Origin of the sequence: Kingella bonacorsii (assembly GCF_016623605.1) — a bacterium.
Classification (GTDB): Bacteria; Pseudomonadota; Gammaproteobacteria; order Burkholderiales; family Neisseriaceae; genus Kingella_B; species Kingella_B oralis.
On sequence record NZ_JAEHNZ010000002.1, the window covers coordinates 472358 to 483887 of the forward strand.

Below are 11530 nucleotides of genomic sequence, written 5' to 3' on the forward strand. Positions count from 1 at the left end.
GTGTGTGTCCTATAAAGCGAATGTTTTCTGCCGTTGCAGCGATTGCAGGCCGAACGACGACATCAAACCGTCGCGCTGCAAGGCGCGTTCCACAAAGCGGGTGTCAAACAGCTCGCGGGCGGCTTTTTCAGGCTGCACATCGTTCAGAAAGGTGTTCACGCCCGCCAGATGCGTTTCTTTGAGCAGCTTAACCAGCAATTCGCTGTATGACTGGAACGGGAACGGCTGGAAATCCACCCGCCGCTGTTGCCAATCGGCATGGCGGATGGCGCCCGTGCGCTCGTATTTCTGCCACACGATGGGTTCGGGCTGCAACACGGCGCGCAGCACTTTGGCATCGTGCGGCGTGTAGTGCCGGATGCCTTGCTTTGCCAGCAGCTCCGCCGTTTCGGCGCGGCGGTGTTTGGCAAACGCTGCCGCGTCCACCAGCGCGTTAATCACGTTTTGCACCCATTCGGGGCGCGATTGGATGTCGTGGTCGTGCATCATGCTCAGGCAGCAGGCGTGGTCGCGCCAGATGTCGCCCGAAAAGCGCAGGATTTTGCCCACGCCTTTGGCTTCCGCCAGCGCGTTAAACGGCTCGGCAACGATGAATCCGCCGATTTGCTTGGCCGCCAACGCCGCCACCATGTCGGAAGGAGGCATCACGGTGAGCCGCACCTGCCCCGCCTGCGGGTTTTTTCCACTACCGCCAAGCCCGCCTGCCGCAGCATCTGCTGCACGATGATGTTGTGAATGGAATACCAAAACGGAATCGCCACCGTTTGCCCCTGCAAATCCGCCAGCGCGTTTACATCGGGGCGCACCGTGAGCGCCGAGCCGCAAACGTGGTTCCACATCAGCGCGTGCACGGGCGCACGGCTGCCGTAGCGCATCCACACGCTCATCGGCGAGAGCACGTGAATCAGGTTCACCTGCCCCGACAAAAACGCTTCCACCAGCCCCGCCCATGAGCGAAACAGCACGGGCTTTTGCGCCTTGATGTCGTGCTGTGCAAACAGGCCTTTGCCGTACGCCACCAGCAGCGGCGCGGCATCCACAATAGGCAGATAGCCGATGGCAAGTGGCGCGTCGGGCCGCATGGCGGCGTTTTTGCCGCAGGCTTGCAACAGCGGCAGCGCGGCGGATGCGGTGAACAGGGCGGACAATTTCATAAAATCGCGGCGTGTGTACATAATCGGGTTCTTTTTTGTTGTCGGATGGATAGGATGGGGCGGTTATGCGTTGAGGCAGCCTGAAAACGGACAGGGCGTTTTCAGGCTGCCTCAAATCACAAATTCCACCGTTGCCGCCTGCTGCGTATCCTGCTGCGCGTGATACAGCGATTGCATAATCTCGCCGCGCAAACGGCTCAAATCGTGCAGCCGCCCGTGGCGCGGAAACGGCGTTTCAGGCTGCCATTCGCCCGCTTTGCGCCCGCCCGCGCCCACTAGCACGATGCGGTCGGACACCAGCAGTGCCTCGTCGATGTCGTGGGTAACCATCACCGCCGCCGTGTTGTGCCGCCGCACGATTTCGCGCAGCATCGTCTGCATCTGCTCGCGTATCACCGCGTCCAACGCCGAAAACGGCTCGTCCAGCAGCAACACCTGCGGCTGGCGCGCCACTGCCCGCGCCAAAGCCGCCCGCTGCGCCATGCCGCCCGACAGCTCGGACGGATATTTCTGCGCCGCGTGCGCCAAGCCCACTTCTTCCAGCGCATCGTTCACCCGCCGATTGCGCTCGGCTTCGCCCAGCAGCGGCTGGCGTTTGAAATCCAAGCCGAACGCCAGGTTGTCGCGCACATTCAGCCACGGCAGCAGCGCCGCGCTTTGGAACACCAGCCCCACGCGCGGATGCGGGCGCGAAAACGGCTCGCCAAACAGTCGCACCTGCCCCGACAGCGCCTGCTTCAACCCCGCCAGCACGCGCAGCAGCGACGATTTGCCCACGCCGCTTGCCCCCAGCAGGCTCACCAGCTCGCCCGAGCGCACCGCTAAGTCAAAGTCGTGCAAAACGATTTTGACCGCGCCGCCTTGCGGATAGCCCAGCGAAACGCGGTCGATTTCTAATGCGTGTGTCATGGCGTGTTCCTAAGAGAAGGGTGGCGGCGTAGGATACGCAATGGCATTGCCGATTTGATTTTTGATACTTTGCTTTATGCGGTTGGTTTATATGAAAGGCAGCCTGAAACGCGTTTCGCTTGTTTTAGCTTCGCTGAAACGCGCTTCGCTTGTTTTCAGGCTGCCTTTGGGGCATCGCGGCACTTTCACGCCTTTACGCCGTCGTATTCGCCGCTGCGCGCGAACCATGCCTGCACGAACGGGCACACCGCGCGGATTTTCCAGCCCTGCGCCGCCGCGTGCGCCGCCAGCGCGTCCAGCAGCTTTTTGCCCACGCCCTGCCCGCGCAGCGATTCGTCCACAAAGGTGTGGTCGGCGGTGATGGTGTGCGCGTTTAATGTTGTCCAATGGATAAACGCCAGCGTGCGCCCGCCTTCGCGGTAAACGATTTGGTTGGCTTCGGTGGTGAACAGCATGTGGTCTCCTTGGTGGGTTGGGACGGCGTTTCAGGCTGCCTTTTGTGTGGCTAGGGCACGGCTTGCGGGCAAGCCGTAGGGAGCGCGGTTTTAGGTTTTCAGGCTGCCGTCATCTGCGCTCGCGTTTGCCTTGCGCGCCGGTTTGCATGGATAGGCAGCCTGAAATCCGATTATTCTGCCCAAAAAATCAACTTTCAGGCTGCCTTTGGCATTGATACGCAAGCAACAAAAGGCAGCCTGAAACAAATTGACGCACCGCCGCGCTGCCCATCAACGCATCGCCCGCTGTATCCCCGCAATCGACACCAACGCCAACACCAGCCCAACCATCGAGCGCACATCCAAAGCCTGCCCCAAAAACAGCCAGCCCAACACAAATGCGCTCACAGGGCTGAGCAGCCCCAGCGACGACACCGCCGCAGGCGACAGTCGCGCCAGCCCGCGAAAAAACAGCCCGTATGCCAGCACCGCCCCCACCAGACACAAATACGCATAGCCGCCCGCATTCGCTGCCGTCAGCTGATGCGGCACGCCCTCGCGCCACAGCGTTATCGGCAGCAAAAACAGCCCGCCCGCCACCAGCTGCCAGCCGGTAAACGCCGCGCCCGACAGCTTAATCTGCCAATGCTTGGACAAATACACGCCCAACGCCATCGCCGCCGAACCCGCCAACGCCGCCGCCACGCCCAGCCCGTCCAAGCGCGCCGTGGGCGACAATACCAGCAGCCCGATGCCCGCCACGCCCGCCGCCGCCCAAGCCCACGCCGCTTTCAGCGGCATCTGCCCGCCAACCAGCCAAGTGAGCAGCAGCACCATCAGCGTTTGCGTGGACGTTAAAATTGCCGCCAGCCCGCCCGTGAGCCGATACGCTGCCACAAACAGCATCGCCTGAAACAGCCCGATATTCAGCACGCCCAGCAGCGCAATCCTGCCCCAATCGCGCCGCGCGGGCATCTGCCGATACGCCGCCAGCAGCAGCACCCCCGCAGGCAGCACGCGCAACAGCGCCGCCGTAAACGGACGCTCGGGCGGCAAAAACAGCGTAGTAACCAGATAAGTGCTGCCCCAAATCAGCGGGGCAAGTGCGGTGAGCAGCAGGTCGGGGAGATGGGTGCGGGTGGCGGGCATTTTGGGTCTGTTATGGTTGGGATGGTTGAGGCAGCCTGAAAACGAGATAGGCGGTTTCAGGCTGTCGCTGGTGTTCAATCTTCGGGTAGTAACAACATTTCGCCGTTGCATCACACGCGGCGGCTGACCAAGCAGAATTTTTCGGATAAAACGGGCATGGGAACTCCTGCGAACAAAGCGGGGTTTGAGCGGTGTGATACCGCAAATGATTTAGGCAGCCTGAAAACCGCTTTTCAGGCTGCCTACTGCTGTTTATTTACGCTTGCCGCGCAACACACGCACCATGTCGCGTATTTGATGCGCCAGCGGACGAAGCACCTTGGATTCACGCCGCATTTTCCGCATGCGCTCGCGCCATTTGGCTGCTAAATTACGCATTGGCAAGCATTTGCGATAGAAATAATCCACGCGGGCAAACAGCTCTGCATCACGGTTCGCATGATGCCCGATGCCCACGTTGTCCAAGCGATATTTCAAATCTTGAATTTCGCGCAACAATTCGTTTTTATTGTTTTCCGCATCATGCAAAATCAAATGCAGCAAGCCATAATTGGCAGGGTCTTCCGCCAACGCGCGGCGCACCAGCGCATTGCGGTATGCTGCCTGATAGGCTTGATGTTTATCTACACCCGCGATAACCGAATTGCCATAAGCATCATTGCTGGAAATGCGATGGTGGTAATACGCCAATTCTTTGTTCAGCGTTTTAATTTCGCCTAAGCGAAATAGGCGCAAGTTGTAATCCCAATCGCCCAACACAGGCAATGCTGCGTTATAGCCGCCGATGGTTTTGGCAGCACTCATGCGAATCAACAAACAAATGGGTGGCGTAATATTGCCTTTAATTAAGCGAACCGCATCAGCATGATCGCGCCAAAAGCCCCATTCCAACACATTAAGCTGGCGCACGGTGTCTTGTTTAATTTCCTCGTGAATCACCACGCAGTTGGTCAAAACCGCTACCGCATCGCGGTTTTTCTGCAAAAAGGCAACCGTTTCCTGTAAAAAATCGGGATGCCAGCTATCGTCGTCATCATGGATAACCAAAAACTCCTCGTTCGCCCGCTCAAACGCGCAATTGGAAGCCGCTTCCATGCCCAGCGATTGCGGGTTGTGGATAACCGTTAATCGTTCGCCGAATAAATCGCGATAGGTGTCCAGCAATTTCTCCACTGTGGCAACATCGCCGCCATCATTGACCACATACAAATGCCAATTTTGATAACGTTGCTCCAATACGCTATTTAATGCGCGTGCCAACAGCACCGCTCTGTTTTTGGTGCGCGTGATAATGGCAACCGAACCGTCGGTTTTGAGATTGGGCAATGAAGCAAAGGCTTGGGGTTGAGGGAAAAGAGTTGTATTCATGGTGCTACCTGTGTTTAAAACTGGTTACGGATAAATTCAGGATACGCAGCAAATTCATTTTTGGCCACGTTGTACAAATGCGAGTTCGTAGCTTGCAACCCGCTGTTACACCAATATTTCATTACCCCGCAAGGCCAACCCCCACCATATAGAAACGAATACACTTCGCTTTCATTTTTTGGCAATTCGTTTTCAACGATGGGTCTAAATTCGGCGTGCGCATAAGTTGCCGCGTGCATGATTTGCCCCAAATGGGCAATTTCTTGCTTATTGGGCGAGCAGAATACCTGCATCATTGCGGCAATAGCCGTGTCAATAGAGGCTTCATCGGCAGAAAGGGTTAAATGTTTCTCGCCCGAATGCCATGTGCGAATCGCATCCAATGCAGCAGCCTGAAAATGGGCAATCGTGCTGTTGTACCAGCCTAGATAGCGATAACGCACATCTTTTTTAAACACAGGCTCAAAAGCATCGCCTACTTGCTTAAAATCCACCGTGGTTTCATGGTTGGCAGAATGCAGGTTTTCCAGCAAGTTCACGCCATTGCGCAATAGCAACGCGTTTTTCAACTGTTCAAATTTATTGCCAAACGCAGAGAACATCACGCCATTGTGATACGACTTACCCGCAATAGCTTCGCTTATCCCCCATAAACCATAGTAATAACCCGCCAAATTTTGCTCTACGCCCGCATAACGGCGCAAATCAATTAAGGCTGCCTGCATGGTGCCCGCCCAGCCTAAATCCACAATGGCTGCTTTGCGGTCATCGCGGAATACGCCTTCTTGGCGGTAATAGCCCATAGCGTTGTCAAAAACACCTTTAAAGGTGGGCAGCATGTCATCGAGCAAATAGCTGTTGATATAGTCTTTAATTAAAGCCGTTTTTGACCAATCCACTAAATTGTCTAACGGACCAATAATGTCATGCAAACCATGTTTATCGATAACTTCGTCGCTAAGATTGAAAGGTTTGAAAATATCGCGGAATGCACTGTTTTCATTAATTGAATGTTCTACCAAAAACAGTAATGATTTATCAGAGAGCCGCCCATTTTGGATAATTTCTGTATAGCAAGTAGAATAATGCAGCACTTTGCGCGAAACATATAAATAGCCGGATGTCGTACCGCATGACTTGTCTAAATCGCAAATATCCCATGCTGCTTGAATCACTTGGGCGTCGCGGGCGCAGAAATAAACATGCTCGATTTTGTTGCGTTTCACCTGTCCTGCCAGCCATTGAACATAGCTGTATAGCGTTAATGCGCCCAAACTTTTTCCCAGCTTGCGCCAAAAGGCTTCTTCGCGGTCGGTTTCTTTTTGAGCGTCCAAATCGGCCAAGCGGGACAAAATGGAAAATGGCACCAAATCGGCAGATAAGCTCGCGCCTACACGACGTTCCGCAATGAAACGAGGGTAGTGCAGCGTGCTGATGCCAGCTTGCTTGGGTTGCTCAACATCTGAATGCAAGTTATCGCCAATATGCAAAATACGTTGGTTGGCTGGAATATGTTTGCGCACAACGTTCCAAATTTTGCCCGTGTGCTTGGTTTGGTTGTATTCGGAAGAAACAAACAAATGATCGCAGAGCGTATCAATTTGGTTGTATGCCAAAATGGTGCTGATTTGCTCTTGGGACAAATACATATCCGAAACGAAAATAATGGTTTTGCCTGCCGCTTTTAAGCGTTTTATCAGTTCTACTTGGTCGGCAATTGCCACGCACGCTACTTTTTCAGCTTGAATTTCGGCTTCGCGCGCGGTCGCAACAAGACTGGCAGCTCCTGCCAATTGCGGCGCCGCTTGCACTTGCTGATAAATTTCATCGAATGTAATTTCTTCGGCTTTCGTTGCTGCCCATGCAATGGCGCGAGCGCGGTTTTCCGCGTCAAAGCGTATTTTGGCAAAGCCTTTCGCATCAAAACCATGCGCCAATAATTCACGTTCCACATATGCGAATAAGTCAATGGGGCATTCCAGCACGCGCGTGAGCACCGTATCAAAAATATCAAACGACACGACATCTGCATCTTTTGCTTTTTTTAATGCGGTTGCGATGTAGTTTTCATCTGGTTCGGGCGGTTGATTAAGCCATCTTTCTCTCGCGTCAAGCAATAATGTTTGAGAACGAACATCCATTCCTTTTTCCTTATTTACCTTATTTAATTTAAAAAAAATCAAAGACGTTTTACTAAACGGGCTATTATAGCCGATACGAGCAAATTTTGTTATTTTACCCCCTCCACTCCCATCGGCAGCCTGAAACCCGTTTCCGCTATAATCCCCGCTTTTTCTCCCACAGCAACACCATGACCCCATCCCGCCCCACCCGCATTCTTGGCATAGACCCCGGCAGCCGCACCACAGGCTTTGGCATCATCGACGTGGTGGGGCGCGAGCAGGTTTATGTGGTTTCAGGCTGCATCAAAACGATTAAAAACGACGAGCTGGCGGGGCGCATCGGCATCATCGTGGAAAACATCAGCGAGCTGATTGCCACCTATTGCCCCACCGTGGCGGCGGTGGAGCGCGTGTTTGTGAACGTGAACCCCGCGGCTACGCTGATGCTGGGGCAGGCGCGCGGCGCGGCGATTGCGGCGCTGGTGTTGCGCGGCTTGCCCGTTTACGAATACACCGCGCTGCAAGTGAAGCAGGCGGTGGTGGGGCAGGGCAAAGCGGCGAAGGAACAAGTGCAGCACATGGTGGTGCAAATGCTGAAACTGTCGGGCACACCGCAAGCCGATGCCGCCGATGGCTTGGCGATTGCGCTCACCCACGCGCTGCGCAATCAAGGCTTGGCGGCGAAGCTGGGCAGCACGCAAGTGAAAGGCGGGCGGTTTCAATAGGCAGCCTGAAAAAGGGGTTGATACATTTTCAGGCTGCCTATTTATGCTTTGCCAGTGCACGGCTTGCCAGCAAGCCGTAGGGGCGCGGGGTGCGTTTCAGGCTGCCCAAGCAAGCGCGCCCGCGTTGAAGCAGCCTGAAAAATCAATCCATCCAGTAAAAAACCGTTTGGCTCAATACCAAGCGGTTTTGTTTTTTCAGGCTGCCTTTGATGATTAGAGGCAGCCTGAAATCGTGGTAAACCAGCGGCAAATGAAACAGCGGGGGCTCGCCACCCAATGGCTGATGAAACAGAATGCTTGTAGGCCGGGCATTTATGCCCGACAAACTTAATACGCCACTCAAAACGTCGGACATAAATGCCCGACCTACTTAGATTTTGCCAACGTTTTAGCGTGTAGGACTGGCAACTCATTGCTCACCATACAGAGGCAGCCTGAAATCCAATCCACCCAACAAAAAACCATTTGGCACACACCCAAACGGTTTTATTTTTTCAGGCTGCCTCCCCCACCCAAAAAATTAAAACAAACCCTCTAACCCCCCGCTCGAAAACGCAAATTTACGTTAATATCCCACTTCCCCAACCCGACCAAAGGAAACCCCATGCCCGCCGTCCTCGCCCCGCAGCCCGCCACCATCACCGTCCAAGACCAAACTCCCGCCGGCAAAATCCTGCACGAGCTGTTTTTAAAATTCAGCACCAACCGCATCAGCGCCGCCGAGCTGATTCGCGAGCGCGTGCGCCAAGAAGTGGCCGCCTACAACAACCGCAGCGAAGCAGCCGTCCTGCGCCACAGCCTTGTCATCCCCACCGCGCGCGGCGACATCGTGCTAGAGCCGCACGGCAAAAAATATCAACCCGTGGATGCCGAAGCGCAAATCGCCGTCGCGCTCAAAGCCTTTGAGCAAAACGGCTTTTTCATCCTTGCCGACAGCCGCCAGCTAGAAACGCTGGACGAAACCGTGTATCTGCACGAAGGCTTGATTGTGAACTTCATCAAGCTCACGCCATTGGTGGGCGGCTAGTTTGAGCCGCGCAGCGATTTTCAGGCTGCCTGCGTAGCGCAGCGAAGTTGCGAAGCTAAAACCGATTAACCCCATCCGCAAAGGAATTGCCATGACCCAATATCAACTTGATAACACCATTTCCGCCGAACAACGCGCCGAATTTGACCAACTTCTCGTCCAAATCATTGAAGAATGGGCAGGCGAACTCAAAAACTGCCCCAGCTATGTCTCCAAAGTAGAAAAAGCCCCGCCCGAAACGCGCGTAAACCTGTTGATTTTTTTGATTGAGCAAATCCGCGGTTGGAAATTGTTTAAAGAAGGCGGTCCCGCATACAAAAGCATGCCCGCCGAAATGCGCTACACCAATAAAGGTACAAAGCGCTGCATCCTAGCCCAAGCCATCGCCCGTAAAAACCTGCCGATGAGCGAAGACGACATCCGCCGCATTTTTGCCGCCATGTTTGATGCCAACGGCTTAGCCGAAGACCAAGCCTATTTCTACCCCATCAAACACCTGCTCAACCAAATCAAAAAACAATATCCCAACCCATCCGAAGCACTCATAGGCAGCCTGAAAACCGCCCGCGAGCAATTCCAAAAGTTCAGCAGCCAAAGCATGCAAGACATTTATTTCATTGATCGCACTACCGCGAGCAAAATCGTTTCCGCGTTTGGTGAAAGCATCGGCGAAGTAGGGCAAGCTGCCTTCCCCTACGATGATAGATTTGCCGCATACGCCAACCCCCAGCTTGCCGCTTTGCCTGCGCCCGAACAAAAAACATGGGCAAAAATCATCATGCTCGCCCTATCCGCCAACGCCGCCCAGCCCAGCGCAAAATATCTGAAAGAAAGCAAAGCATTGATAGACGAATTGGGCGCGGATAAATTCAAAAAAATGCTGCACGGCTGGCTAGATTTTGCCCGCACCGCCGAAGACCGCCTAACCTTTCCCATTGAAAACATCAACCAAACCGTGTTTAAAGGCTTGGTATGGATGTGCGCCCATTTCCACGACACCGCCACCATCACAGCCATCGCCGATTTAGCCTTGCACAGCTACGAAAAAGTCCCCGATATAGGCGCACGCTATCAAGCTATCGGCAACGCCTGCTTCTACACGCTGTATCGCTCCAAAGGGCTGGACGGCATCGCCCAGCTCACGCGCCTGCGCCTGCGCATCAAATTCAGCAACGCCCAAACCGCCATCAGCAAATATCTGGAAGCCGCCGCTGCCGAGCGCGGTGTGAGCCGCAGCCAAATTGAAGACATGGCGGTGGACGACTTTAAGCTGCACAACCACAGCCGCGACTATGCGTTTAACGACTACACCTGCCGCTTGGCGGTAACGGGCGTGGGCAAAAGCGAGCTATTGTGGTTCAAGCCCGATGGCACGCCGCAAAAAACCGTGCCCAGCTTTGTGAAAGACGACTTTGCCGCCAAGCTCAAAAAAATCAAAGCCACACAAAAAAATCTAAACGCCCAACTCACCGCCCAGCGCGACCGCCTAGACCAAATGCTGCGCTCCGAGCAGCGCATCAGCCGCGAACACGCCGAGCAGTATTACTGGCAGCACGGCTTAATGTCCTACCTCACCCGCCCGCTGATTTGGCAATTCTATGCCAACGACAGCGACCCAAACGGCACCGCCGCGCTATGGCTGAATAACCAATGGGTAAACGAACACGGCGCACCGATAGACGTTTCAGGCTGCCTCAGCGTTATCCTGTGGCATCCCGCGCTAGCCAACCGCCAAAGCATAGAAAACTGGCGCAAATTGCTGATGGCGCACGAAATTCGCCAGCCGATTAAACAAGCCTTCCGCGAAATCTATTTGCTCACCGAAGCCGAACTCAACACCCGCACATACAGCAACCGCTTCGCCGCCCACATCCTTAAACAACACCAATACCTCACCCTCGCCAAAACACGCGGCTGGAAAGGCTCGCTCGGTGGCGCGTGGGACGGCGGCGACGATGCCCGCGTTACCCTAGATTTGCCTGAATACAACCTGCGCGCCGAATTTTGGGCGAACACCGTGGACGGCGACGAACAATCCTACACCGACGCAGGCATCTATTTTTACGTCAGCACCGACCAAGTGCGCTTTTATCATCTAGACGACTACGAACACCCCGTGGAACTCATCAACATCCCGCCGCGCGTATTCTCCGAAGTGCTGCGCGATGTGGATTTGTTTGTCGGCGTAGCCAGCGTGGGCAACGACCCCACATGGCAAGACAACGGCGGCTCGCCGCGCTATTTCAGCTATTGGCAAAGCTATTCGTTTGGCGATTTGAGCGAAGTTGCCAAAACGCGCAAAGCCGTGCTGGAAACCCTGCTGCCGCGCCTGAAAGTGGGCAAAGCGGCGCACATCGACGGCAATTTTTTGGTGGTGCAAGGCAAGCTGCGCACCTACAAAATCCACATCGGCAGCACCAACATCCTGATGCTGCCCGATGACCAATATTTGTGCATCGTGCCCGACCGCAGCAAAAAAGACGTTGCCGACAAGCTGTTCATTCCGTTTGAAGGCGACAACGCGCTCTCCGTGGTGCTGTCCAAAGCCATGCTGCTTGCCGACGACGACAAGATTACCGACAGCACGATTACCTCGCAGATTTTGCGGCGCTAGGCAGGCGGTTTTGCCCCGCAAACGCGA

At 54.8% G+C, this 11530-nt stretch carries 13 protein-coding genes; 4 read left to right on the forward strand and 9 right to left on the reverse strand.

From position 1 onward, the window contains the following. Window positions 1-9: 9 nt before the first annotated feature. From JDW22_RS13690 to JDW22_RS07395, 8 genes are all read right to left on the reverse strand, one after another. Window positions 10-645, reverse strand: a complete 636-nt coding sequence (locus tag JDW22_RS13690) for an ABC transporter substrate-binding protein (protein ID WP_235965311.1) — start codon at window positions 643-645, stop codon at window positions 10-12. Next, a complete protein-coding gene (locus JDW22_RS13695) occupies window positions 645-1175 on the reverse strand; it encodes an ABC transporter substrate-binding protein (protein WP_235964970.1) in 531 nt (176 codons plus the stop codon). Before JDW22_RS13695 ends, JDW22_RS13690 begins: the two co-directional genes overlap by 1 nt. 90 nt (window positions 1176-1265) lie before the next feature. Further along, window positions 1266-2063 carry an ABC transporter ATP-binding protein gene (locus tag JDW22_RS07375; protein ID WP_200522489.1) on the reverse strand — a complete coding sequence of 266 codons (798 nt, stop codon included), beginning with the start codon at window positions 2061-2063 and terminating at the stop codon, window positions 1266-1268. Window positions 2064-2248: 185 nt separating this feature from the next. Next, window positions 2249-2518, reverse strand: coding sequence for a GNAT family N-acetyltransferase (locus JDW22_RS07380; protein ID WP_200522490.1), 270 nt, complete (start codon window positions 2516-2518; stop codon window positions 2249-2251). 90 nt (window positions 2519-2608) lie between these two features. Then, entirely contained in the window at window positions 2609-2740 is a 132-nt protein-coding gene (locus tag JDW22_RS13905; protein WP_268884218.1) for a hypothetical protein, read from the reverse strand. 48 nt (window positions 2741-2788) lie between these two features. After that, window positions 2789-3646, reverse strand: a complete 858-nt coding sequence (locus JDW22_RS07385) for an EamA family transporter (RefSeq protein ID WP_200522741.1) — start codon at window positions 3644-3646, stop codon at window positions 2789-2791. Window positions 3647-3898: 252 nt separating this feature from the next. Then, the gene (locus JDW22_RS07390) at window positions 3899-5014 is read right to left on the reverse strand and encodes a glycosyltransferase family 2 protein (RefSeq protein WP_003798328.1); all 1116 of its coding nucleotides are present in this window, start codon (window positions 5012-5014) and stop codon (window positions 3899-3901) included. Between the two features lie 14 nt (window positions 5015-5028). Beyond that, window positions 5029-7335: an HAD family hydrolase gene (locus tag JDW22_RS07395; protein ID WP_200522491.1), complete on the reverse strand. Its 2307-nt coding sequence runs from the start codon at window positions 7333-7335 to the stop codon at window positions 5029-5031. Here JDW22_RS07395 and ruvC point away from each other — a divergent pair. Then, window positions 7326-7862, forward strand: coding sequence for a crossover junction endodeoxyribonuclease RuvC (gene ruvC / locus JDW22_RS07400; protein WP_200522492.1), 537 nt, complete (start codon window positions 7326-7328; stop codon window positions 7860-7862). The genes JDW22_RS07395 and ruvC overlap by 10 nt on opposite strands. Before the next feature lie 142 nt (window positions 7863-8004). Here the strand turns inward: ruvC and JDW22_RS07405 are convergent, their stop codons facing one another. Next, complete coding sequence (locus tag JDW22_RS07405) at window positions 8005-8217, reverse strand: hypothetical protein (RefSeq protein WP_200522493.1); 213 nt, start codon at window positions 8215-8217, stop codon at window positions 8005-8007. A 57-nt stretch (window positions 8218-8274) separates the two neighbouring features. Between JDW22_RS07405 and JDW22_RS13910 the strand changes: the two genes are divergently transcribed. The 3 genes from JDW22_RS13910 (at window position 8275) to JDW22_RS07415 (ending at window position 11503) form a co-directional block, all read left to right on the forward strand. Then, on the forward strand, window positions 8275-8400 hold the full coding sequence (locus JDW22_RS13910) for a hypothetical protein (protein ID WP_003798339.1): 126 nt from the start codon (window positions 8275-8277) through the stop codon (window positions 8398-8400). A 66-nt stretch (window positions 8401-8466) separates the two neighbouring features. Beyond that, window positions 8467-8889, forward strand: a complete 423-nt coding sequence (locus JDW22_RS07410; RefSeq protein WP_200522494.1) for a hypothetical protein — start codon at window positions 8467-8469, stop codon at window positions 8887-8889. A gap of 91 nt (window positions 8890-8980) precedes the next feature. Beyond that, window positions 8981-11503: a DUF4132 domain-containing protein gene (locus JDW22_RS07415; protein WP_200522495.1), complete on the forward strand. Its 2523-nt coding sequence runs from the start codon at window positions 8981-8983 to the stop codon at window positions 11501-11503. The last annotated feature ends 27 nt before the right edge of the window (window positions 11504-11530 follow it).